The organism is Companilactobacillus miaonis, assembly GCF_036913615.1.
Classification (GTDB): domain Bacteria; phylum Bacillota; class Bacilli; order Lactobacillales; family Lactobacillaceae; genus Companilactobacillus.
In genome coordinates this window covers 57,009-82,406 of sequence record NZ_JAYKTX010000014.1, presented here as the reverse complement: position 1 = coordinate 82,406, position 25,398 = coordinate 57,009, and the positions used below count along the sequence as shown (strand labels likewise).

Here is a 25,398-nt window from a genome sequence, read left to right as displayed (position 1 = left end):
TGTGAGAACTCCAATGATACCTGATTTTTACGTCTTGGTGTTTTTATTTTGTCATTTTTCTAAAGTGGCTAACTTGATTATAAAATTCGCCGCTGTTTTAAATTTCAACTTCTGGATAATAAATAATGGCACAAAATTTGATGCCATATAAATTATTCGGAGGTTTTTTCTATGCCCAGAACTAAATCATCACAATTATTTTACAGATATTATGAAGAGTGGATTGAGTTGTATAAAGTGAACGCAATCAGGTCAGTCACACTGGATAAGTATTATATGAGTTTAAAGTGGATTACTAAATTAGCTCCTGAATTAAAGTTGAGTGATCTGAATCGTCGAAGTTACCAGAAACTGATTAATGATTATGCTTTGGAACATGAGAAACAGACAACTAAGGATTTTCATCATCAAGTGAAGAGCGCGATTATGGATGCTGTTGACGAGGGATTGATCAAACAGAACCCGACTCGAAAAATTATTATTAAGGGGAAAAAGCCTAGGAATAAGAAGCCAAAATTCTTAAATCAATATGAATTACAGCAATTAATTCGGCAACTCGATTTGGGAACAGAATTAAACTGGGATTGGTATATTTTATTAGTCGCAAAAACAGGATTGCGTTTTGCTGAAGCTTTAGCAATCACGCCAAATGATTTCGATTTTTCTAAACAATTGTTGAACGTTGATAAAACTTGGAATTACCGATCAACAATAGGAAATTTCCAACCAACCAAAAATTTTTCATCAATTAGAAAAATTCAATTGGATTGGCAAATTGCCATGCAGTTTTCTCAAATGATAAAAGATTTGCCTGAAGATAAACCTATCTTCATTAAACAAAGAGTTTTTAATTCAACCATAAATAATCGTTTAACAGTTCTTTGTAAACGAGCAGGAGTTCCAGAAATAACCGTTCATGGATTAAGACATACTCACGCTTCAATTCTCTTATTCGCTGGCGTTTCGATTGCTAGTGTTGCAAAAAGGCTTGGACACTCTAATATGACTACTACTCAGGATACTTACTTACACATTATTCAAGAGTTAGAAACGCAGGATAGTGAAAAGATAATGCGTCAGATGGCTCAACTAATGTAAAAAGGCAAACACAATAATTTAAGTTGTTGTGTTTGCCTTTTTATTTAGATGAAAAGTTTTTCTAAAAGAAATTGTTTTAATAATTTAAGTTTATCCAGATTTCTCTGTTGTAGAGTAATCGAATTATTTAATAATGTGAGTAAATCCGATATTTTATTCTGTTCATTTAAACTTGAAATAGGGATTGGAAATTTGGTTAAAACATTTTGATTTAAATGTTTAATAGTTCCACCGGTAGAATGTGTAGAAGCAAACTTTAATAAAAAAGGAGCACTTAAATAGTGAAAAAGATATTTACTATTTACATTGATATTTTTCCTAATAATTACGTTAAATACTCCAGCATTTAGTGTAGCAGGTGCTGATAACCCTTGTACATATGCCACTTTGCCAAGAGTTCCATCCTTAGTAATTAAGATACTACCGTTTTGAACTTGAATTTTTTTATCTTGATCGAAACGTTCTTTACTAACAAAATGAATATTAGAGTAGTCAATATTGCCATCTTTAAAGTCAGTTCCAGTTATAAGAACGTACTTACCTTCATTCAAGAATTCCGATGTCCTTAAATTTTGCCAACCAATCCTTGCATGCATAGTGGTAAGATTTGAAAGGTACTGCTGTTTCCAATCATCATGAAAATCAGTAAATCTAATCTCAGGCACTTTTTCCCCATCTTTAGGGAATAATTTCTGCAATAGCCCTTTTTTTAGCTTGGTATATAGATCTAACTGCTGTTGTTGTAGAGCAATAATAACATCTAAATGTTTAAATAACGTCCCTATACTTATTTGCTCATTTTCTAACGCCGGAAATTTAATATTCATTTCTTTAAGGGCCGTTCCAGAAGTTAATGCTCTTGTCGTCATGGAACTTTTTTTGATCATCTCTTTACGAAAATGTTCTGTGAAAAAAATATAACTTTTAAAAAGATTGTTTAAAGGATCATCTCCGATAGCACGTCCTCGTAATACGAAGCCACTAAAAACTGTGCAATCAGGTACACCAAGCATTACAGATGGATAACCAATTTCATTAATCGTTTCAGACGTCCTAGTAAAGAAGATATCTCCTTGTTTAACTTCATGATTCTTTATCTCTTTTTCAGTCAGCGTCACACGGCCCATTAGCATGTCCGGCATCAAGATTCTATTGTGAAATACATCTACAAAATTTACTATTGGCACACCAGAACCAAAAAAAGCTTTTTCTTTGTTCAATCCATTTTTAAAATCATAAAACTCTCCTAACTTGTGCTGTTCCCAATCGTCAGTAAAGCCTTTAAACCGTACCTCAGGCACCATCTTTTTATCCATGGTTATTCACCTCATCACTTAACATAGAGATAAAATCATCAAGGTCTTTTTGAGTTTTTTCATCAGAAGAAGTGAGTTCTTTCATCATTGAAAGCAACTCATTTTTATTTTCCATAATTTTTTTGTTATTCTCTTTAATCTCTTTAGTAATATCTCCTAAATCAATTTCTGGTTCAGGTTCGAAGGTATCAACATAACGAGGGATATTCAAATTAAAATCATTTTCCTCAATTTCACTCATAGGAGCAACGTGAGCATATTTATCAACATCTTTACGTTCTTTGTAAGTGTCAATAATCTTGTTAATATCATCATCACGAAGAATATTTTGATTTTTACCTTTTTCAAAATTGTTACTTGCGTCAATGAACATAACATCTTTATTAGTTTTATTCTTTTTCAAAACCATCACTAATGTCGGAATACCAGTAGAATAAAATAATCCGGCTGGCAAACCAATCACTGCATCAATCTGATTTTTGTTAAGTAATGCTTTACGAATCTTTTCTTCTTTAGCCCCACGGAACAAAACTCCATGAGGCAAAACGATTGCCATAGTTCCTTCATTACTCAAGTGATATAAACCATGAAGTAAGAAGGCATAGTCAGCTTTAGTCTTTGGAGCTAAACCACCATATTCTTTAAAACGCGGATCCTTCATCTTATTATCATTGTTATCCCAATGAGCTGAGTATGGTGGATTAGCAACAACCATATCAAAACTTCTCGGATGATCGACACCATCAGAATCAATTCCATCTGGCCAATCGCTCTCCAAAGTATCCGCATTACGTAAATCCATATTCATATATGGAACATCATGCATCATTAAATTCATACGAGCTAAGTTATATGTTGTAGTATTCAATTCTTGACCATAATAGAACAAACTTCGATCTTTTATTTGCTCTTGAACTGTCAATAATAGTGATCCAGAACCACAGGCAAAATCATAGACACTTGGCTTATCTTCATTCGAGTCCAAATCAATCGTTACCAATTTAGCTAGAACTTCTGAAACTTGATGAGGGGTATAAAATTCTCCAGCTTTTTTACCGGAATTCCCAGCAAACTGAGCAATCAAATATTCATAAATATCACCTAAAATATCATGACCGTCATCATCTTTGTATTGTACTTCATCAACTAAATTAACAATTTCAACTAATGCTTTTGCCCTAGCAGCAGTAGTTTGACCCAATCTTGAATTGCCCAAATTCATATCAGCAAAAACGCCATGAAAATCTTGTTTGGCATTTCTGTTCAAATCTACATTGTGGTTAAAACTATCTAACATATCTTGAAAATCTGATGGTGCAATTGTATTATCATTTACTTTATTTACAATTGTTTGCCATGTGTACTGTGGAGAAATAGCATAACCTAAAGAATCGGCCAACTCTTCTAGATAATCATTTAGATCATCCCCACTAGCTTGTTCAAGATAAGCATCATTAATACTTTGCCCTTCCTCTACATCAATTAGATCATTTTGAACCATACGTTCTTCTTGATGCTCTGACAAATAACGATAAAACATAAATCCTAAAATATAATTACGATATTCACTGGCATCCATATTGCTTCGCAACCTGTTTGCCATTTCCCAAATTTGACTAGTTATCTCTTGTGCTTTACTCATAATTTCTCCTAATATTTATCAACCATTTGATCTGCAAATTTTTTAAAACTTCTTCTCAAGTGAGTACGATATTTAATTTTTGAAAGTTGTTTGATTTCTTCGGACTCAGCATCCGTTTGATAAACAACACAAGCTTCTTTGACTATTTCATCTAGTGCCCCATTGATGTTCAGATCATCAGCATCTTTGACATGATCCGAAACTAGTTTATTGATTTCTTGTGACGATTCAATGTCAGTTAAGCCCCAATTCTTTTTGTAATCAAAAATCTCATTTCTTAAACGCATTTCATTATGTCCAGAAACCAAATCTTTAATTTCTGTTTGTTTTACTGGATATACATCTGTGTACCTGACATTGCCATTCAAAATGTCATCGGTAAATTGATTAATCTGTTCAGCATACTTACGATTATCAACTTTATCGGAAATTGACTTAATTTCCTTTGCCGTCTTATTGGCATTTTCTAAATCAGACTCATGGTATTGATTCATTAAGTTAGCAATCAACTCTTCTAAATAATCATAATTTACTCTAATAGCTTTAACGTGTTCCATCTCAAGATCAATTTGCTCTATATCAACATGATGAATTCGAGCAATTTCTTTTTTCAATTGGTTACTTAGAGTAGTGGTTAAAATTTCTTCAGAATTGCTATCCATTCCTAATTCATGTAGAAGAATCTCAGGATTTTTATCGTCATATTCATCATCTTGTTTAGCCATAGCCATCAAATGGTTATACTTACGTAACGCGGAATACATTTCTTCAATTCTATTATCCTCTTGAGGAATTCTTGCAAAACCATCAGAAAAATCATTCAACTGCGTTGTAACCTTTTTTAATTCAGATTTGACCTCATTGTAAGGTTTGGCCATTATTCCAGGTCTATCATCAATCAAATCTAATTGAATATTCGCTGAATCTCGATTTGCGTATACAGCTAAAGCCTCTTTCATCAATTTCTCAGTTTGATGAGGCCAACGATAGTTAACAATTCGTCCAAAAGGTTTTGTTTGCATATCATAAACACGGTTAGTTCTTGAATAAGCTTGAATCAATGCGGAACCATGCAGCGTACGATCAACATACAGCGTATTCATTTGTGGGGCATTGAAACCAGTGAGCAACTGATCAACAACGATTACAATATCAAAATATTTACCATCATCAATAGTCCGGTTTAATCTGGAAACTACTTGAGCTGTGTAGTCTTTAACATCTTGATCACCAAAACTAGTCCCAAATTCTTTATTGTAATCTGTCATAGCTTCGCGTAAATCTTGATTATTTTTCAATTGTTTATCGCTATTTGATGTCGTTTGACTAAAAGTTATTCCCACTTTTAAGCCAGAATCACGTTTTTTAAATTCTCGATAATACATCATTGCCATTGGTGTAGAAGCCTTCCCACCGCCAACATGAGTTGTTAAGATAGCATTATATTTACCTTGACGTGATCGTTTATTCCAATTTTTGATAATATCATCGACTACCAACTTAACGTGTTTTTGGTTATTATCATAAACTGAAGGCTCAATAGTATCGTCCATATCTGCATCAGTCATATTATCAATTCGCATTTCGATATCTTCGTCTGATATACCTGGATAACGTCCTTTAAAATATTCAGGTAAATATTGATCACGTAAAACTGAATCTGAAAGGGTTGTTTCAAAATCAACTTTGAATCCTAAAACATTACCGTCAGCAATGGCATCCCTAATCGTATAAGCATGAATTAAATCACCAAAAACTTCTTGAGTAGTAGGATGTTCATCAAACACTGGCGTACCTGTATAACCTACCCAAGCAGATTTTGGAAATCCATCTTTGATTCGTTTCAACATATCTCCAGAAGTTGAACGATGGGCTTCATCAACGATAAAAACAATATTTTTATTGATACGTTCGAATTTTTTATCTTGAACCATTGAATCCATCTTCTGAGTAGATGTAACAATAATTCCATTGCCCTTTTTGGATAATTTTCTTGATAAAACCCAACGATTAGCTGTATCGGTAACAACTCCACCGTTACTATCTTCAATATTCTCCGGATCATAAGCTTTGTATTCATCAACTGTTTGATTAGTTAAAGCGATTCTATCAACTAAGAAAACAACTTTATCAACGTTAGGTAAACGTGACGCCAACCACGCTGCCTTAAATGAACTGATTGTCTTACCCGAACCAGTTGTGTGCCAGACGTAGCCAATTCCTTGACCATCAATGCCAAAACTATGTTCACGTAACTTTCTAATAACTCGCTGGGTAGCATAAACTTGATACGGTCTCATAGCTTTAATCATTTGATGCTTGGGTGTTCCGTCCAAAATCATATAGTTAGTGGCCATTTGATGTGCCATTGGTATTGACAGCATATAATTGGAAAATTCTCGCCAATCAAATACTGGCCTATTGTCCTCAGCTTTTTGCCAGCGAAAAGCAAAATCAGTATTAAATTTATCAACTGTGGTATTCGCCATATATCTACTGTCATGAGGTGTAATAGCAACCAATATTTGTACAGTGGAGAATATATCGGTATATTGTCGCTCTTCAATATACTGATGCATCTGATTCAAGGCTTCCTTAGCATCATGACCATCAGCCTTTTCTTCAATTTGTAAAATTGGCAATCCGTTAATCAATAGAGTGGTGTCAAAACGACGATTTTTTCGTCCTGGAATGACTGCTGGTCGTTCAATTTGATTAACAATTTGATAGATTGTATCCCCAGCACCAATGTTATCTTGGTCAAATATTTTTAGATAAACGTGCTTACCATTATCTAAATCAACTTCAACTTGAGAAATTCCATTCATACCATATAAGAATTGTCCAGCCTGATAAGGTGTTTCTAATTGTCCAATAATGACCTTAATTTGTTGAAACTCTGACTTTGTCAAAGGTGCATCCAAACGATCTTGATTGTGTTGTTCGACAATTTTCTTAAAATTAGCCCACAAGTCATCAGTTGTTTTAATTTCAGGATGATAATCCCATTGCTTTGTTCCACCCAAACTAACCAAATGGTTAATTAACGTATCTTCGAATTTCAATTCATTAGTTTCTATCACAATTGATACCCCCCTAAACAATGTAAAGATTCGATTGCGATTGTAAATTATTTTTTACACACTTTTCTTTATCTTATCAAAAAAAGAGCCCTAAATTACGGAATAATTGATTAAAATTTTTTTCATTACTAAAATTTCTGAAATAATATTTTTAAACATATAAATCACAAATCAACGCAAACAAAAAAGCCAGACCAATTATCTGACTTTTTTAAAACAACCCCAAAACAGCAACCACAACAATCGGCACTATCAACGAAGGCAAAAGATTCAACACTTTAATTTTCTTAATATTCAACAATCCTAATCCTGATGCCAAAATCAAGATTCCCCCAACCACAGTCAACTCGGTGATCATATCGGTGTTGATGGAATTTTGCAGCAACATGGCGATTAAGTAAATGCTCCCTTGCCAACAGAAGACTGCTACAGCGGCGAAGGCCATCCCTAATCCAAAAGTTGATGCCAAGACAATTGAAGTGATTCCGTCAAGCATTCCGTTAGTGAACAGGAAGGTGTAATCCTTATTCAGTGCGGCTTGGATTGGTCCCAAAATCGACAGCGACCCAATACAGTAGAGTAATATCCCAGTCGCCAATCCTTCGGCCAAATTTGCTTTCCCATCTGTGCTAGGTTTGGAAAATCTTCCAACCAAGTTGTCAAAATGTTTTTCCAAATCAAGCCATTGTCCAATCACGCCACCGATAGCCAGGCTAACGATGAATAGGACTGGATAGTGGCTTTTTGGCATATTGTGCACCACGGCGTTAATTCCGACTACCATGGCAACCAGTCCTAAAGCTTGAGTCAAAATCTCATTATAAGCGGGTTTGATCCCCTTTTTAAAATAACTGCCGGCAAAACTGCCTAGCAAAATCATTGTGACGTTAAAAAAAGTTCCAATCATGAAATCTCCCCCCTCCAGATTATTAATAAAGATTATACACTTTCTTTTTATCCAATTTGTGAAAGAAAAATCTTTAATAACTGGGATACAAATATATTTATCTAATTTTATAATACTTAATGTATAGATGTATTTTAAATTAAGGGTTTTTATATAAATGTGCTACTACGGGGGAATCAAAATGAAGAACAGTCAGTTGAGGGTGATTCTCTTCCCTTTACTATTTTTGGCAATGTTCATAATAGTCGGAACTCAATCATTAATTAAGGTAAATGCGGATAGTCAAGCTGACACTGTGGCTATCATGAAAAAAATCAACGATGGTGTTTCAAATTGGAATTACCAAACTCAAACTGCCAATCCCAAAAATGTTATTGGAAAAATTCCTATTGGTGACGGCTTATCGCTCGATTACACGTTTGGGGCTGCTCAAAACCAAAGCGGAACTGTTATGGCTGGTGACACTACCATTGCGACCGACCATAAAATTTCACAAGGCTTACAAACATATTCCAAAATAAATATTTTTCTTGAACACAACAATCAATATTACGGTATTATTCATCAAAATAAAAATGCCTATATCGGTTCTGGCGGACAACCTTATACGGCTTCAGATTCTTCTTTGGACTTTGCCGTAGTTACTGGTAGTCTTGCTCTTTCAGGTGCTAACTATGGGGTCATGGGCCAAATGAGCAATAAAGTTTTTGCTACTGGTACTGACTCTAAACAACAAACTGTTTTAAAAATTGGTGGGAAACTGAATAATCCGTCAAATATGTATGCTGAAGTTGTCCTTCGTCCCAATCCATCAGGGGCTCCAATTGTTCAAAGAGAATTGTATCTCTACAACAATACAACAAGTGATATGAAACTATTCCAAGTATATTTTGGTGAGGACACTGCTTTAGGTAAAGACCCTTCAATTATCGATGATGTGCCACTTTATGCTATTGGAAACGATGAAGGTCTGTACATGTATGATACGCAAACTCCTTCAAATAGTGGTTCAAAACTCTATGTCACCAATAACGTCGCTGATGGCTTTAACAGTTATATGGGAAAAGCCTATGTCGACTCTGGTCTCTGGAATTTAAAAGGATATGCTGAAGTGTACAATGGCGGACAAATCGCTAGTCCTAACTTGAAATACAACGACTCTTCTAATGGTGATAATGGTCGTCCTGCTGGATCAAAACTACTTTATGGTACAACAGCTAATTCAAATACCCTCTATCCAGTTGTTAATGGAAAAAATGGCGACAGACTACAAGATTCTGCATATACATTGAGATGGCCAATAACCACAGCAAACGAACCTTTAAAGCCTGGACAAACCGCTCACTATGCATCAACCATGGGCGCAACTTTAGCTGGTTATCCGATTCCTTCTGTTTCAAAGACTTACACTGACACGACTTCACACTCTGATGGCTTAGTTCATATCGGTGACAAATTAAAATTCACCCTGAAAGCTAAAAATGATGGTCTAAAGTCTAATTGGTCTTTGACAAATATCAGAGATGCTCTACCAGAAGGGCTAGATATCGATTCAAGTTCAATCAATTACAAATGGACTGAAATGACAACTTCTGGATCTAATGAGAATCAACAAGATACTGAAAAAACTATCGCATCTGGTACTGTTCCTAGTATGTATGTGACGGGTGACACTTTGGACTATACTCCCGCTAATACTGTTTTAAAAGAAAAAGATCAATACTATGTCACTTTCACTGCAACAGTGAACAATAAGGCTCCATTGTCCGTTAATAGTTCAAAAAACTTAGTCAATGAAGCATCATTTACCGGTTTCAACGCTGACACTAATAAAGACAATAAAACTTTTACTGACTCGGTTAATATTCCAATCAATACTACCGGATTTAATTATTCATTTACAAACCAGGTTCGCAATGTCACCACCGATCCAAATGGTACTGATTTTTATAGCAGCGTAAATGCTCACCAAGGGGATATTGTCGAATTCAAATCTATTTTCAAAGGTACACAAGATATTTCGGCCCGAGCAATCTATAAGAACATTCTTGATAATAGTGAGTTATCGTTAGTTTCTGGTAGTGTAACTCTAAATGGTGGACAACAACCTGACAGTATCAGTGGTGGAATTTCTTTACCTAAGACAACTGCCAATGCTTCTAATACCATCATATTCCGGGCCAAAGTCAATAAATCCACTTCAGGAACTATCGAAAATAGAGCCAACATGAATTCCGTTACATCCAGTTCTGGCACTTATGACAATTTACTTTCCGATAAGGCTTCAATCAATGTTCAAGAAGATATCCCCTCAACTTCCTTTGTTGAAGTTCCCGAGCTGATTGATTTTGGTAGCATCAATTCAACTGGTAATGAAAGAATGCTGATAAACAAGCAAACCAAAGGTAATCTCATCGTCAGTCACAGTGCTGAAACCCCATTTGAAGTTTTAGTCAGTTACGACAACGACGGTGATCAAGCTTTAAATAACGGTAATGAGAAGTTAGTTCAAGACAATGGTTTATTGTTAATGTTCAACAACAACGCCAACGAATCTCAAGACGATTGGATGCCACTTTCAAAAACTGGAGTTCCGATTGCCAATAAAGATTTCACCGGATCTAGTGATGAACTCGATTTAACCAAATATGTCGGTTTAAAGAAATGGAAACTAAGAGTTCCTGGCACAGCTGAATCTGGCAAATATAGTGGCCAAGTGACATGGACCATTGCCGATACAGTTAGTTAAAATAGAGAGTGAAACAAGCCCGATTAGGCTATATGGCCGAGCCTGGCTTGTGTAACTCGTTTCAATAAATAAGCCATTATTTCTAAATTTAAATTAGGAATAATGGCTTATTTCATTTTATGAAAGAAAAGCATCTAGTAATTGAAATACTTTGATAATTATTTCACTATATAATATATATTGTATAAATACATTTAATGATAAGGATTTTGTATATAAATATATTTTTATGGGGGAAATAAAATGAAAGGACATCAATCAGTTCCCAAAATATTTTTACTAGTTTTTACCATTTTATTAATGATCCTAACTTTTAATTCAACAAGGGTTAATGCCGCAACCTCAAAAACTGCCGTCATGAATGCGGAAAAAATTATGCGACAATACGACGGCGTTACCAACTGGCAACAAAAAAGTGACGTGGCAAGTAATGAAATTGGGAGAATTCCCATTGGTGGAAATGTCTCTCTTGGTTATACTTTCGGGGCCGCCCGTGATGCCAATGGTAATGTTAAGGCCGGCGACAAAACTATCTCACGAGAAAGTACTTATAGTTTTACGAACAAAATTCCTAACATAACCCATTCTAAAATAAACATTTTTCTCGACGATAATGGCAAATATTACGGTATCCTACACCAAGGTGACAACTCCTATATTGGTGGTTCTCCAGAAAATGCTTCAATTTCTTCAATTGACTTTGCACTACTGGAAAGCAGCACAACATCTGCTCCATTTTATCAAACTAACAATTTACTAGTAAAATCATCACAAATTGATTCATCCAATGGTGGAATATATAAACTCTTTTACAGTGCTACCGATAAGAGAGGTCGAAAGATATTTAAAATGGTCGGGCATTTTTCGGCGAAAAATCTCTTCTATGAAGTAGTTCTTAGACCATCTCCTAGTGGATCACCAGTTGTTCAACGTGAACTATACGTTTACAACCCTCAAACCGGTGATGCGACTTTTCAGCCTTTCTTTGGTGAAGATACTGGACTAGATCCTAATAATGATAATATCAGTGCGGTTGATAACGTTCCTATGTTTGCCATCGGTGGTGGCTTAGGCTTGTACATTGAAAGTGGTATTAAATCTTCTGAATCAAAACTATTTATTACTAACAATGTTGATGGAGGATTCAAAGATTTCATGGGTCGAGTTTTGGCTTATCCCGATAACTGGAGTCAAAAAGGGATGCAATATGGCTCCACTAATTCTGCCATTCAGTCCCCCAGTCTTCCCGTTGTGGCAGATAACAAACCCACTAAAGATCAAGTCGGTGACACTAACGCCGTGGCTAATCAAAATCTCTTGATTGGTAAAAGTAATTCCGGTCAAGAATATAAAATCGTCGACGGTAATGGAAAACAAGATACGTCTTACATTCTAAGATGGCCTTACACTAAACTTGCTCCAGGTGGTGTCGCAAAATTCGTCTCAAACATTGGTGCCACGGTTAAGCCTTATGCTATTCCAACCGTCAAAAAAACTTACAAGAACCTTACTTCAACTGATGGAACTAACAATGTTGGTGATAAACTCCGCTTTACTTTATCAGTAAGAAATGATGGTTACGGTTCTAATTGGATAATAACTAATATTAAAGATAACTTACCAGACAGCTTAACTATTGATCCAAATAGTATCCTAGCAGATGGAAATGACATTAATTATAGCCCTACTAATGCCAGTATCTCCGATGGTGAGACAGCAACCTATACTTTTGACGCAACGATCAACAATAAGGCGGCCTTCGATTTAGTAAATGGAAAGATCAGTAATACAGTTAGCTTTACTGGTTATAATAAAGGCTTTAGTGATAGCAAGACTTATGAAGATACCGTTGAAATTCCGGTTGTAAAACCAGATTACTCTTATCTTTTCAATCACCAAGTCCGTAATATCACCGCTGATCCTAATAGTGAGTTTGCTCAAACAGTAGACGCAACTACTGGAGATATTTTGGAAATTAAATCTGAATTCATCGTTAGTACAGGTATCGCTCAAGATGCCATATATCTCAATGACCTTAACGACTATGTAGATCCAATTACCCATAAAAAGGACAGCCTTAATGATAAAAGGGACAAATTATCACTAATATCTGGTAGTGTACATGTAAACGGCGTATTAGCTTCAGATTCTATCTCAACAAGTGGTCTATATATAGGAACATACACACCTGCTAACCAAGCAAATATTTTTACTTATAAAGTTACCGTAAATAGTACCCTTGAAGAAAAGATTCAAAATAGTGCCGCCATGCGAAATGTCAAAGATCTTAATAGCAAAGCACTAACCATCGGACCATCAGATACTATCTATATCAACGTTCATCCCCCAGAACCAACCACATCCTTCATTGAAGTTCCCGAATTTATCGACTTTGGAAGCATCAACTCAACTGGTACTGAGAAAACGTTGACCAATAAGCAGACCAAAGGAAACCTAATCGTCAGCCACAGCGAAGAGACCCCCTTCCAAGTCTTAGTCAGCTATGACAACGAAAGCGACCAAGCTATAACCAATGGTAGTGAAAAATTAATTCAGGATGATGGTATATCCCTATCACTCAACAATAATTCCCAAGATGAAACCAATGAGTGGACACCATTATCACCATCCGGAGTCCCAATTACCGATAAAACTATCAACGGTTCACCTGATCCAATCAATCTAACCCAATACGTTGGCTTAAATAAATGGCAATTACGTATTCCAAAAACAGCCACATCCGGTCAATACAGTGGTCAAGTTACTTGGACCATCGCTGATTCAGTAGTGGAGTAACAAAAAAGAGTGAGAAAATTCTCACTCTTTTTTGCGCTCTAAAACGCGTGAAAGACAACAGGAGTCAACATATAGCTACGCTTTCCACTTCATACGCAAAGTACGCGCATAAAGTGGAAAGCTAGGCTATCTACCGACTCCTAACCGTTGTCTTTCACACTCTAATTAGATTGCTTGATCATCCCCACATCAATTCCAGCTTCTGAACCGATGAAATCAACGATATAACCGATAACTTCAGTATCATCCCAATCAGCTGACAAATCCAAATTAACTTGACGACCGTCTTTTAAATGAACTTCCATGTAATAAGGTGTAGGTAAATGAAACATAATCTTCTTAGGTGCATAAAATGAACCACCTAAAATATTTGACGGAGCGTTCATATCTTTACCGACGATAACTGTCATACTCTTAATGTCACTAAATTTAAAACGGACTCTACTTTCAGTGAACGGAAACAATACTGCCTGAAACCGCACACCAAAATTTTGGTAATCGGTATTTTGTATCCCCTCAGAATCAATTTCCCAGTGTCCGAAGAAATCATACATACTACGCGTAAATAACAAAGCCACGACGACCAATGCAGTGATTGCTAGGATTATCGCTAACAGAGCTATTTTAGTAAAAATTTGTATCCCAATACCAACAATAATTCCAATCACGCAACTGATTAGTGCCGGTACATAATTGATTTTACGACCAAATTCTATTTTATCCATTCGTTTCTCTTTTCATTTTTCTAACGGTATCTAATTCTATACTTTTTTAGAGCATGAAAAAAGCGCTAGTAAATTACCAGCGCTTTTTAATATTTATTCATATGATTAAATTACATCATACCGCCCATACCACCGGCTGCAGGATTACCTGCACCAGCAGCGGCATTATTATCCTTTGGTTCTGGCTTGTCTGCAACAACAGCTTCTGTTGTCAACAACAAGGCAGCAACACTAGCGGCATTTTGTAGAGCTGAACGTGTAACCTTAGTTGGGTCGATGATTCCGGCGTCTACCATGTTTTCCCACTTGTCAGTAGCAGCATTGAATCCAATTTCGTTATCTTGGTTCTTGATGTGTTCAACGATAACTGAACCTTCATAACCAGCATTTTCAGCGATTTGACGTAGTGGTTCTTCAAGAGCACGGGCAACGATATTGATACCTGTTTGAACGTCTCCTTCTTCTTTAAGAGCCTTAACCTTATCTAGTACGTTCATCAAAGCTGTACCACCACCAGCAACGTAGCCTTCTTCAACAGCGGCACGTGTAGCGTTTAGAGCATCTTCAATTCTGTACTTACGTTCTTTAAGTTCTGTTTCAGTAGCAGCACCAACTTTAACAACAGCAACACCACCGGCTAATTTAGCCAAACGTTCTTGAAGCTTTTCCTTGTCAAAGTCAGAAGTTGTTTCAGCGATTTGCTTCTTGATCAAATCAACACGTTCGCTGATGGCGTCCTTGTTACCTGAACCTTCAACAATTGTTGTGTTGTCCTTTGTAACAGTAACCTTACCAGCTTGACCTAGTTGATCCATTGTTGTGTCTTTTAGTTCAAGACCAAGATCAGAAGTAATAACTGTACCACCAGTTAATGTAGCGATATCTTCAAGTTGAGCCTTACGACGGTCACCAAAGCCAGGTGCCTTAACAGCAACAACGTTGAATGTACCACGAATCTTGTTCAAAACAAGTGTTGGTAATGCTTCACCATCAATGTCATCAGCAATGATAAGTAGTGACTTACCTTGTTGAACGATCTTTTGTAGTAATGGCAAAATGTCTTGGATATTTGAGATCTTCTTGTCAGTGATCAAGATGTAAGGATTGTCAAGATCAGCTTCCATCTTGTCGTTATCTGTAACCATGTATTGTGAAATGTATCCACGGTCGAATTGCATACCTTCAACAACGTCTAGCGTTGTATCGATACCCTTTGATTCTTCAATTGTGATAACACCATCGTTACCAACTTTTTCCATAGCGTCAGCAATCAACTTACCAGTTTCTTCACTAGCTGATGAAACTGAAGCTACTTGAGCAATATCACTCTTACCTGAAACCTTGTGAGAAATATTGTGAAGTTCATCGACAGCAGCCTTTGTAGCCTTCTCGATACCAGTTCTGATACCAACAGGGTTAGCACCGGCTGTAACGTTCTTCATACCTTCTTTAACGATTGCTTGGGCCAAAACAGTAGCTGTAGTAGTACCGTCACCAGCAATGTCGTTAGTCTTTGAAGCAACTTCAGAAACAAGCTTAGCACCCATGTTTTCGAAGTGGTCTTCTAATTCGATACTCTTAGCGATAGTAACACCATCATTTGTGATTTCTGGAGCACCGTAACTCTTTTCAAGAACAACATTTCTACCCTTAGGTCCGATAGTTGTCTTAACTGTGTCTGCTAATTTATTAACACCTTCAAGCATCTTTGAACGTGCATCTTCTGAAAACTTAATTTGTTTTGCCATTAATTTTCACACTCCGTAAATTATTTCATAATTGATTAAAAAATTATTTTTTAAAATTATTCAACGATTGCCATGATATCTTTTTCATGAAGGATTAAATATTCATTGTCTTCGTACTTAACTGTTGAGCCTGAGTATTTATCAAATAGAATCTTATCGCCTTTTTTAACACTCATAGGCAATTTCTTTCCATCGTCAGTAACTAAGCCGTCACCTACAGCAACAACTTCAGCTGTTTGAGGCTTTTCTTTAGCGTTATTTGCTAAAACAATACCACCGACTGTCTTTTCTTCTTCTTTATCGACTGTTACAATTACTCTATCTCCAAGTGGTTTTAACAATTTGAATCCCTCCGATTATTATTATTTCTGTTTTTATTTTTATATTTAGCACTCGAACATCTCTTGTGCTAATCACAAGTTTTATATTAACATTTTATTGAAAACATGCAAGTATTTACCTCTAAAAATTAAAGGAGTTATCATGGCATTTCCAAAAAATCAATTTTTTACACTATTAACTTACATCCTACTATTACTTTTAGGTTCCGTTTTGAACATGCTGAAAGTCACTGGTAGCCTGTATTTTGTCCTATTAACTTTAGGTGCAATTATCGCCACCGGAATCATGATGTATTTAGTGAAAAAAGATCAGAAATTCGATTTTGAAAAAACAACTGATCTAAATCACAATCTCCAATGGATCATCTTAGGAACGATTGGAGCAATCGTTTTGCAATACGGGGTCGGTTTTATTGACCAACTAATTTTCCACGCCAGTACCCAATCGCAAAACACGATGCAATTATTATTAATGGTCAAAACTTATCCCTACTATTTCGTTTATGTTTTGATCTGTGCTCCAATCATGGAGGAAATCGTCTTTCGCAGATTGTTTTTCGGTAACTTGATCAAACCAACAAATATTTACATTGCTGCTATTATCTCGGCATTCTTATTTGCTTTCATGCATCAAGATACTAGATTCTTAATTTATGTCGCTATGGGATTATGGTTCTCATTCATCTATTACAAATCTAAAAACATTTATGCCAGTGCCGGCAGCCACATCCTAATGAATGCCATTGTTTTAACAATCTCGATGCGGTAATGCCAAATTGTAAAACTTATAAATTAACTATCGACTTATTAATGAACTAAAATCTCCTTTGAAATATAAATTCAAGGGAGATTTTTTTATGTCTGAAAAAGTTATTGTCATTACCGGTGCTTCTAGTGGAATTGGTGCTGCTTGTGCAAAACTATTAGCTACTAAAAATAATAAGATTGTTCTAGCTGCCAGAAGAAAGAAACGTTTGCAAAAAATTGCCACTGAAATTCAACAAGAAAATGGTTCGGCAATTGCTGTTCAAACTGACGTTACAGATTTAGAGCAAGTTCAAGAATTAGCTAAAAAGGCTATATCTGAATATGGACGCATTGACGTTTGGATCAACAACGCTGGATTAATGCCTCGTTCAGAATTTATTAAGGGTCGTGTCGAAGAATGGGACAAAATGATCGACGTAAATATCAAGGGAACTCTTTACGGAATCGATGCGGTTTTACCAATCATGCGTAAGCAAAAAAGCGGTCAAATCATCAATCTGGCTTCCGTAGCTGGTCACGCTATCAGTATTGGCTCCGGCGTCTATTCTGCAACTAAATTTGCTGTCAGAGCCATTAGTGAAGGTTTACGGCAAGAAGAAGCAGCTGCTAAAAGCAATATTCGTGTCACCGTGATCTCACCAGGTGCCGTCGTTACGGAATTGACTGAACACGTGAAGGATCCCGAAACTAAAGCACAATTGGATCAATTTTATAAAGATTATGCCATCGGTGCCGACCGAATTGCTAATACGATTGCTTTTGCCATCGACGCGCCTGAAGATACGACTATGAATGAGATCGTTATTCGCCCAACCATTCAGAAATAAAAAACAGCCTACCAATTAAATAAATAATTGATAAGCTGCTTTTCGTGTGTTTAAATTGTTCTACTCTACACGGGGCTTAATCACCGCGTGTGTAGGATGCAACGTACTTTTCTCGTTTGTCCTCATCAAATTCCTTTTCACTCTTAGCAATAATAATCGTTGCTAGTGAATTGCCGACAACGTTTACTGCGGTACGTCCCATATCTACGAGACGGTCGATACCAGCGATGAAGGTCAACCCTTGCATTGGTACGCCTATCGTTGATACTGTGGCTAGTAGTACAACAAATGAGGCTCCTGGCACTCCGGCCATCCCTTTTGATGTTAACATCAAAACCACCACAAGGGTAATTTGTTGCCCAAGGCTCAAATGAATATTGTAAGCTTGTGCCAAGAATAATGCCGCTAATGATTGATAAATTGCTGAACCATCAAGGTTAAAAGTATAACCTGTCGGAATAACGAAAGAAACAATTCCCTTTGATGCTCCATATTTTTGCATTTTTTCCATCATCTTAGGCAAAGCTGCCTCAGAACTAGCGGTCGTAAAAGCTAAAGTAACTTCATTTTCAATAATTCTGAACATTTCATAAAATTTAACGTGGAACAAATGTCCCACTCCGGCCATGACAACAAAGACGAAGAAAGCCATTGTTGCATAGGCGATCACAATGAATAATAACAATGGTTTAAGGGAACTAAAACCCATTTCACCAACCGTGACACCAATTAAGGCACAGACACCAATTGGAGCTAGGCGCATGACCCAATTAGTTACTTTGAACATAACATTGGCAACGGCATTCAAAAAGTCAGTAATGATTTTACCTTGCTTGCCAATTGAAGCAGTTCCTAATCCGAACAATACGGAGAAGAAGATGATCGGTAACATATCGCCTTTTCCGAGTGAGGCGAAGATGTTAGTTGGGATGATACTCATCAAGATTGACCAAATACCCGAATGTTTGGCTGTTTTTGCAGTCGCCGTATATTGGCTAATATCCGAACCTTTTAGACTATGAATGTCGATAAAGGTACCGGGATGAGTAACATTAGCGACTAAAATACCAATAATAATCGCTATTGTTGTCATGATTTCAAAATATACTAAAGTCTTTAATCCTATTCGGCCGAGTTTTTTGATATCACCCATATTAGCGATACCAACGGTCAAACAGGAAATAACGATTGGTAAAACAATCATTTGAATCATGGAGATAAACATTGTACCAATGTTTTGCATAACTTGAATGGCAGCCTTATTCTGATAGAATAACTGCCCTAAAATAATACCTAGGATCAAACCAATGATGATTTGCCAACCTAAGCTTATCCGGAAAAACTTTTGCTTTTGCAATTTTAGGTCCCCTTTAAGTAAGCTTAGTTTTAATTATAGAAGATTTTTTATCAAAATGGAAAATGTTAGCGATTCCAAATTAAAGGTTTTTTATTTTACCTTTAATAGCGAACTATTTTCTCCTAATATTAATTTAATGTTCCATTTTTAGTTTGAATTCAGGTTATTTCGAAAAAAATATACGGTTTTATTTTGGGAGATTTTCTAAGTATGCCGTCTTCCGCATAATCCAGACTAGATCTTAATTTTTTGTATATACAGCTTAATTCAGAAATTAAAAACAGCATCTATTCACAATGTCCGTAAACCGACTAAAAGTCTATTACGTACTATGAAAAATAGAGGCTGCTATTTTTTAAAATCATCATAAGAAAAATTATAAATAGAATAACTATTCCTGAAACATTAGAAAGAAATATCTCATAGGTCCGTTATTCAGTCTGGAGCAACAAATTCGGTTTAGACTCAGTGCTGAAATTATTCTTCTCCAGATTCGGAAGCGATAATATCGAGGTCACCATCTAACTTCCAGCTATCAACTGTAGCAGGAACAATCAAATGAATGCCCTTCTTCAAATCATAATCTTTACCGTCAACCGTAATCTTACCTTCACCATTGATAACAGAGATTAGTGTATACTTACCAATTTGGTGATGTAATTCAACTGGTTCTTTGATTTCCCAGTGATATACAGAGAAGAATGGTGATACTGGTGGTTGAACAAATGTAGTAAACTTGTTCTTACCGACTTCTTTTGATTCGATATTTAGTTTTGGATCTTTGTGTGGAACAGTAATTGTATCTTCAGATTGTTTGATATGAAGATCACGTTTCTTACCAGTCGTCTTGTCAACACGATCGTAATCATACAAGCGATAAGTTGTGTCACTACTTTGTTGAGTTTCCAAAGCCATAATACCTTTATTCAAAGCGTGAACTGTCCCACTTGGTACGTAGTAGAATTCACCAGTCTTAACAGGAACTTTTCTTAGTAGATGTTCCCAGTCGCCTGATTCGATCATTTTATCAAGTTCAGCTTTGTTCTTAGCATTGTGACCGTAAATCAAGTATGAACCTGGTTCAGCATCGATGATGTACCAGCATTCTGTCTTGCCTAATTCATGTTCATGCTTTTCAGCATACTCGTTGTCGGGATGAACTTGAACTGACAAACTAGCTTCGGCATCCAAAATCTTTGTTAAAAGTGGAAATACTTTACCTTTGGGATTGCCGAATAGTTCTTTGTGGCTCTTCCACAAGTCGTTAACATATTGTCCAGCAAATTCACCATTTTGGACTTTAGTTGGTCCGTTTGGATGTCCTGAAATAGCCCAGCATTCACCGATAGTTCCATCGGGAATATTGTAGCCAAACTTAGTTTCTAGCTTTCTTCCACCCCAAATCTTTTCGTGGAATACTGGCTCAAGAAATAATGGTTCACTCATAATGTAATTTCCCCCAAAAAATTATTATTATTTTATTCTTGCTCTTGGTCCTCAGTTTGTGACTTGTCACGATCTAAGAAGAAAATCAATGTTTGTAACTCATTCGCCAAATCAACATAATGAACTCGAATGCTGCTTGGAACGTTGATGATAACTGGCGTGAAGTTCAATACTCCACGAACCCCAGCATCAGCCAACAAGTCAGCTGTCGTTTGGGCCGCATTTGAAGAAACAGTTAAAATACAGACGTCAATCTGTTGCAAGTGAAGTTGTTCCTTTAGTTCACTAATATCGTAAACTGGAACCCCACTCTTAACTGTGCCAACAATTTCCTTATTTATATCAAAAGCTGCGGCAATTCGAACATTATTTGTCCGAGAAAAGTTATAATTTAATAAGGCGTTACCTAAATTACCTACACCAATTAAGGCTACGTTGGTACGCTTATCCTGATTTAAGAGCTTCTTAAAGAAAGCTACTAAATCGTTAACATCGTAGCCATAACCACGTTTTCCTAATGCTCCTAGATATGAGAAGTCACGTCTAATTGTAGCACTATCTATCTTGACCCCTTCGGATAATTCTCCAGAAGAGATTTTTTTTGTACCTTCATCCCTTAAAAACTGAAAATACCGATAATATATTGGTAAACGCTTTATTGTTGCGTTTGGAACTGTTGTTTTTGTCATAATTTACCACCATATGTGTGTCATTTCACTAACATTTATACTAAATAAAAATCCATAAAAACGCAATACGTTAAACCTATAAAGACATAAATTATTAAATAATGATAAAATTGTGAATACATAAAGGAGTTTCAAATGATTTTATTACAAGCACAGAATATCACAAAAAATTTTGGTACGAAGCGCCTCTTTGAAAATGTTAGCTTCGAAGTCCAAGATAACAGCCGTATTGGCTTAGTCGGACGTAATGGAGTTGGAAAATCAACTCTTTTAAAAATTATTTCTGATCAGGAAAATTACACTAGCGGAAATATCGCTCTGAAAAAAGATACTAATATTGGTTATCTAGCTCAGGATTCCGGCTTAAATAGTGAAAATAAAATTTTCGATGAAATGGAAAAAGTCTTCGACTATTTAAAAGTTCAAGAAAAAAAGATGCGAGCTCTAGAAGAAAAACTCGCTAACCCAAATATTCAAGATTACGATGACATTTTGAAGCAATACGACCAATTGCAAAATACCTTCCGTTCGGAAAATGGTTACGGTTATCAATCCGAAATCCGTAGTGTTCTCAAGGGATTCGGTTTTGATGAAGACGTTTGGCAAGATCAAATTTCAACTCTTTCTGGTGGTGAACGTTCTCGTTTAGCAATGGCTAAGATGCTTTTGGAACATCACGACATTCTGCTACTAGATGAACCAACTAACCATTTGGACATCAATACCGTCGAGTGGTTGGAAGGTTATTTGAAGAACTATCGTGGCGCTTTAGTTATCGTTTCCCATGACCAGTACTTCTTGGACAAAGTAGTTACCGAAATCGTCGAAATTAATCATCACTCTTCCACACATTACTCTGGTAACTATACTTTCTACTTACAAGAAAAGAAAAAGAATCAGGAAGTGGCTTGGAAACATTATGAAGAGCAACAAGCTGAGATCAAGAAAACTGAAGAATACATTCAAAAAAATATCGTCCGTGCTTCAACAACCAAGATGGCTCAAAGTCGTCGTAAAAAGCTCGAACATATGGATGTTTTAGACCGACCTGACAGTGACCAAGGATCTGTCCACTTTAACTTCCAAATTGATAAGGAAAGTGGCAACGACGTTTTAAACGTAAGTGACGCCGCCATCGGCTATGACAACCAGATCATGTCAGAACCCATCAACTTAGATGTTAAAAAAGGCGAACGTGTCGGTATTATTGGTCCTAACGGAATCGGTAAATCAACCTTCTTGAAGTCAATTTTGGGACAGATTCCCTTCATTAAAGGGTCATCACGCTTCGGAGCCAACGTGCAAGTCGGCTACTACGACCAAAACCTCAACAACCTCGATCCTAAAAAAGATGTCCTTCACGAAATTTGGGACCTCTATCCTCGCCTCGATGAACAAGTCATTCGCAATATGTTGGGAGCTTTCCTTTTCAGTGGCGACGACGTCTTAAAACCAGTTGCCGGTCTATCCGGTGGTGAGAAGGCTCGTTTGACTTTAACCAAATTAGCTATGGAACACGATAATTTCTTAGTAATGGACGAACCGACTAACCATTTGGATATCGACAGTAAGGAAGTCCTAGAAGATGCTTTAAAGAGCTTTGAAGGGACCGTACTGTTCGTTTCCCATGATCGTTACCTATTGAACACACTAGCTGATAGAATCATTGACATCGGCTCTCATGGCAGCACAATCTATCTCGGTGACTACGATTACTATTTGGAAAAGACAACTGACAAACCAATTGAGGAAGAAGTTCACAAAACTACAGTTAGTGAAAAGAAAGTTGAATATCAACAATCTAAAGAACAACAAAAACAAGAACGAAAACTTCGCCGTGAAGTTGAAAGTTTAGAAAAACAAATTTCTGAACTTGAAGACAAAAATTCAGCCATTCAAAAAGAAATGACTAAAGAAGAGAATTTAACTTCTTATAGTAAATTAGCCGATTTACAAAAAGAGCTCGACGAAAATAAGCAACAACAAGATAAAATCGAAGAACAATGGACTGAGAAGTCAATTGAATTAGAAGAATTTACTGATTAAGCAGACTGATGGTCTGCTTTTTTCGTTGATTAAACATAATTAATTTGATAACTTAGTTGAAAAGACTTTAAAGAGGGAAAATTGAAAACAAAACAAGAAAATTTTTTAGTGAGATTCATTAAGGGAGTTATTATTGCTTTAGGTTTCATCCTACCAGGAGTTTCGGGTGGCGTTTTAGCCGCCATAATGGGAATTTACGAACGCATGTTGAGTTTCATGGCTCACGTCCGACAAAATTTCAAACGGGATTTCCTTTACTTCTTGCCAATTGGTCTAGGTGGCATTGTCGGAATTGGTCTACTTTCAAAACCACTTGATTTTTTATTGCAACATTATCAAGTAATCGTTTTGTGGGGCTTTGCTGGGACGATTATCGGGACGATGCCAACTTTATTGCGTGAATCTACTTCTAAATCTGCACGAGACAAAATTGATATTGCTTGGTTCTTAGGAATCTTGATTGGTGGCGGTTTATTCCTATTTTTCATGAGTGAAATTTTTGGAACTATCCCTGCTAATTTCTTAGGATTTGTGATTGCCGGAGCGTTGATTGCCTTGGGTGTTTTGGTGCCCGGTTTGAGTCCATCCAACTTGTTGATCATCTTAGGACTGTACTCACCGATGCTCAAAGGTTTCAAATCTTTTGACCCAATGGTCTTCATCCCAATTGCGATTGGTGGAATCATCTCAATGTTAGTTTTTTCAAAAGCTATGGAGAAATTGATTCAGAATCATCATTCACGCGTCTACCATTTCATCTTAGGAATTGTTTTAGCTAGTACGATTTTGATTTTGGTTCCTAATCCATATCAAAATGACGGCATTTCTTATGCTGGCGTGAACGGATCAACCATCGTTTTGAGTATCATTTTCTTCATCTTGGGTTGTGGTTTAGCCCTTTGGATGAGTAAATTAGAAGAGAAATATAAATAGCGTTGAGAGAGATCTCAGCGCTATTTTTGTAAGTATTTATTTTTAATTTTATAAGACGGTTTTACTTTATCATTGTCGATGATTTTGATTGAATCAGAATACTTCCGTTCAAAAGCTGACCTCGTTTTAAGATCACTACCAGAGAATCCTAGTAATCGTTGGTAATGTAAGACTTCATTTTTCGTAAAACCATTACCTGACAATAAACCAAGAATTGGAAAGGTCTGAGTCTCTATAGCAACAAAACGCATAATATTACAGAAATCACGTCGATCATCTTTCAAATCAGGATTAGCCACATATCCATAAACCGCCGGATTAGCCAACAATAAATCATCACTGCGCTGCATCCCACTGTACCAAGTAAAATTCCAAATAAAGTTCTGATTATCATAATTCAATTTGTACCAAGATTCATTTTCACTCGTCGCAAAAACATCTTTATCTGATTCAAAAATGATGACTGAATAATTATAGAATTTTGTGTCACGCGAAAAAGACACATTGGTAAATGGAATAAACAAATGATCAATGTCAATATTAGCGTCGACAACTTTCAAACGTTCAATGATATGCATTTTAAGTTCGGTCGATGTTGTATTTCTAGCTGAATCAAGCTCCAAAGTGGGGATCACAAAGTTTCCTAAATCATTATTGACCCCCTTGGTATAGATAGCATCCGTCCTTTTATCATACTTTAAAATTACGTATGAAATGGTAGTTCTATTTTCCATCAATTACACCTCCCATTATTTTTAACACAATTGGAAGGATTTATTAATCTTTTTTTGAATTTAATTGCAAAACGTACACAAAAAATCCCCAAATCAATTTGAATTTGGGGTCAGTTTTACTGTTTCTAAATCTTTAGGGGTACAAAAACGGATTGGCGTTCATGATCAGAAATTGCTTAGTTTTACTGTTTCT

18 protein-coding genes are annotated in these 25,398 nt (G+C 36.2%); 7 read left to right on the top strand and 11 right to left on the bottom strand.

Going from position 1 to position 25,398, the window contains the following annotated elements; translation table 11 throughout:
- Nucleotides 1–171 precede the first annotated feature (171 nt).
- Nucleotides 172–1,098, top strand: coding sequence for a site-specific integrase (locus tag U8521_RS11390; protein ID WP_334352780.1), 927 nt, complete (start codon nt 172–174; stop codon nt 1,096–1,098).
- 44 nt (nt 1,099–1,142) lie between these two features.
- On the opposite strand, the gene U8521_RS11385 is transcribed toward U8521_RS11390, so the two are convergent.
- The 4 genes from U8521_RS11385 to U8521_RS11370 form a co-directional block, all read right to left on the bottom strand.
- Nucleotides 1,143–2,414 (bottom strand): restriction endonuclease subunit S, encoded by a 1,272-nt coding sequence (locus U8521_RS11385; RefSeq protein ID WP_334352779.1) that lies wholly within the window; start codon nt 2,412–2,414, stop codon nt 1,143–1,145.
- Nucleotides 2,407–4,056, bottom strand: a complete 1,650-nt coding sequence (locus U8521_RS11380; RefSeq protein WP_334352778.1) for a type I restriction-modification system subunit M — start codon at nt 4,054–4,056, stop codon at nt 2,407–2,409. The genes U8521_RS11385 and U8521_RS11380 overlap by 8 nt, the downstream gene beginning before the upstream one ends.
- 8 nt (nt 4,057–4,064) lie before the next feature.
- A complete protein-coding gene (locus tag U8521_RS11375) occupies nt 4,065–7,142 on the bottom strand; it encodes a type I restriction endonuclease subunit R (RefSeq protein WP_334352784.1) in 3,078 nt (1,025 codons plus the stop codon).
- 208 nt (nt 7,143–7,350) lie between these two features.
- Complete coding sequence (locus U8521_RS11370) at nt 7,351–8,046, bottom strand: DUF554 domain-containing protein (protein ID WP_334352777.1); 696 nt, start codon at nt 8,044–8,046, stop codon at nt 7,351–7,353.
- Nucleotides 8,047–8,227: 181 nt separating this feature from the next.
- On the opposite strand from U8521_RS11370, the gene U8521_RS11365 reads away from it, so the two are divergent.
- Entirely contained in the window at nt 8,228–10,795 is a 2,568-nt protein-coding gene (locus U8521_RS11365) for an isopeptide-forming domain-containing fimbrial protein (protein WP_334352776.1), read from the top strand.
- A 243-nt stretch (nt 10,796–11,038) separates the two neighbouring features.
- Nucleotides 11,039–13,591: an isopeptide-forming domain-containing fimbrial protein gene (locus tag U8521_RS11360; RefSeq protein WP_334352775.1), complete on the top strand. Its 2,553-nt coding sequence runs from the start codon at nt 11,039–11,041 to the stop codon at nt 13,589–13,591.
- Nucleotides 13,592–13,752: 161 nt separating this feature from the next.
- Here U8521_RS11360 and U8521_RS11355 read toward each other — a convergent pair whose 3' ends face one another.
- From U8521_RS11355 to groES, 3 genes are all read right to left on the bottom strand, one after another.
- Nucleotides 13,753–14,316, bottom strand: a complete 564-nt coding sequence (locus tag U8521_RS11355; RefSeq protein WP_334352774.1) for a hypothetical protein — start codon at nt 14,314–14,316, stop codon at nt 13,753–13,755.
- Nucleotides 14,317–14,426: 110 nt separating this feature from the next.
- A complete protein-coding gene (groL, locus tag U8521_RS11350) occupies nt 14,427–16,064 on the bottom strand; it encodes a chaperonin GroEL (protein WP_334331627.1) in 1,638 nt (545 codons plus the stop codon).
- A gap of 56 nt (nt 16,065–16,120) precedes the next feature.
- Nucleotides 16,121–16,405, bottom strand: coding sequence for a co-chaperone GroES (gene groES / locus U8521_RS11345; RefSeq protein ID WP_334352773.1), 285 nt, complete (start codon nt 16,403–16,405; stop codon nt 16,121–16,123).
- A gap of 142 nt (nt 16,406–16,547) precedes the next feature.
- Between groES and U8521_RS11340 the strand changes: the two genes are divergently transcribed.
- Together U8521_RS11340 and U8521_RS11335 are read left to right on the top strand one after the other, a co-directional pair.
- The gene (locus tag U8521_RS11340) at nt 16,548–17,174 is read left to right on the top strand and encodes a CPBP family intramembrane glutamic endopeptidase (protein WP_334352772.1); all 627 of its coding nucleotides are present in this window, start codon (nt 16,548–16,550) and stop codon (nt 17,172–17,174) included.
- A gap of 88 nt (nt 17,175–17,262) precedes the next feature.
- Nucleotides 17,263–18,000: an SDR family oxidoreductase gene (locus tag U8521_RS11335; protein ID WP_334331629.1), complete on the top strand. Its 738-nt coding sequence runs from the start codon at nt 17,263–17,265 to the stop codon at nt 17,998–18,000.
- A gap of 76 nt (nt 18,001–18,076) precedes the next feature.
- Here the strand turns inward: U8521_RS11335 and U8521_RS11330 are convergent, their stop codons facing one another.
- The 3 genes from U8521_RS11330 to U8521_RS11320 form a co-directional block, all read right to left on the bottom strand.
- A complete protein-coding gene (locus tag U8521_RS11330; RefSeq protein WP_334331630.1) occupies nt 18,077–19,357 on the bottom strand; it encodes a cation:dicarboxylate symporter family transporter in 1,281 nt (426 codons plus the stop codon).
- A gap of 477 nt (nt 19,358–19,834) precedes the next feature.
- A complete protein-coding gene (gene manA / locus U8521_RS11325) occupies nt 19,835–20,803 on the bottom strand; it encodes a mannose-6-phosphate isomerase, class I (RefSeq protein WP_334331631.1) in 969 nt (322 codons plus the stop codon).
- 32 nt (nt 20,804–20,835) lie between these two features.
- Nucleotides 20,836–21,492 carry a redox-sensing transcriptional repressor Rex gene (locus U8521_RS11320; RefSeq protein ID WP_334331632.1) on the bottom strand — a complete coding sequence of 219 codons (657 nt, stop codon included), beginning with the start codon at nt 21,490–21,492 and terminating at the stop codon, nt 20,836–20,838.
- A 135-nt stretch (nt 21,493–21,627) separates the two neighbouring features.
- Here U8521_RS11320 and abc-f point away from each other — a divergent pair, with 135 nt between their 5' ends.
- Complete coding sequence (gene abc-f / locus U8521_RS11315) at nt 21,628–23,538, top strand: ribosomal protection-like ABC-F family protein (RefSeq protein ID WP_334352771.1); 1,911 nt, start codon at nt 21,628–21,630, stop codon at nt 23,536–23,538.
- 81 nt (nt 23,539–23,619) lie between these two features.
- Nucleotides 23,620–24,471 carry a DUF368 domain-containing protein gene (locus tag U8521_RS11310; RefSeq protein ID WP_334352770.1) on the top strand — a complete coding sequence of 284 codons (852 nt, stop codon included), beginning with the start codon at nt 23,620–23,622 and terminating at the stop codon, nt 24,469–24,471.
- Nucleotides 24,472–24,491: 20 nt separating this feature from the next.
- Here the strand turns inward: U8521_RS11310 and U8521_RS11305 are convergent, their stop codons facing one another.
- Nucleotides 24,492–25,205, bottom strand: a complete 714-nt coding sequence (locus tag U8521_RS11305; RefSeq protein WP_334331635.1) for a hypothetical protein — start codon at nt 25,203–25,205, stop codon at nt 24,492–24,494.
- Between the last annotated feature and the right edge of the window lie 193 nt (nt 25,206–25,398).

Coding starts and splice junctions, on each gene's coding strand:
- U8521_RS11320 (WP_334331632.1), bottom strand. CDS start 21,492: ATGACAAAAACAACAGTTCCAAACGCAACAATAAAGCGTTTACCAATA.
- U8521_RS11335 (WP_334331629.1), top strand. CDS start 17,263: ATGTCTGAAAAAGTTATTGTCATTACCGGTGCTTCTAGTGGAATTGGT.
- U8521_RS11355 (WP_334352774.1), bottom strand. CDS start 14,316: ATGGATAAAATAGAATTTGGTCGTAAAATCAATTATGTACCGGCACTA.
- U8521_RS11385 (WP_334352779.1), bottom strand. CDS start 2,414: ATGGATAAAAAGATGGTGCCTGAGGTACGGTTTAAAGGCTTTACTGAC.
- U8521_RS11370 (WP_334352777.1), bottom strand. CDS start 8,046: ATGATTGGAACTTTTTTTAACGTCACAATGATTTTGCTAGGCAGTTTT.
- U8521_RS11365 (WP_334352776.1), top strand. CDS start 8,228: ATGAAGAACAGTCAGTTGAGGGTGATTCTCTTCCCTTTACTATTTTTG.
- U8521_RS11305 (WP_334331635.1), bottom strand. CDS start 25,205: ATGGAAAATAGAACTACCATTTCATACGTAATTTTAAAGTATGATAAA.
- manA (WP_334331631.1), bottom strand. CDS start 20,803: ATGAGTGAACCATTATTTCTTGAGCCAGTATTCCACGAAAAGATTTGG.
- U8521_RS11380 (WP_334352778.1), bottom strand. CDS start 4,056: ATGAGTAAAGCACAAGAGATAACTAGTCAAATTTGGGAAATGGCAAAC.
- U8521_RS11340 (WP_334352772.1), top strand. CDS start 16,548: ATGGCATTTCCAAAAAATCAATTTTTTACACTATTAACTTACATCCTA.
- groL (WP_334331627.1), bottom strand. CDS start 16,064: ATGGCAAAACAAATTAAGTTTTCAGAAGATGCACGTTCAAAGATGCTT.
- U8521_RS11360 (WP_334352775.1), top strand. CDS start 11,039: ATGAAAGGACATCAATCAGTTCCCAAAATATTTTTACTAGTTTTTACC.
- abc-f (WP_334352771.1), top strand. CDS start 21,628: ATGATTTTATTACAAGCACAGAATATCACAAAAAATTTTGGTACGAAG.
- U8521_RS11390 (WP_334352780.1), top strand. CDS start 172: ATGCCCAGAACTAAATCATCACAATTATTTTACAGATATTATGAAGAG.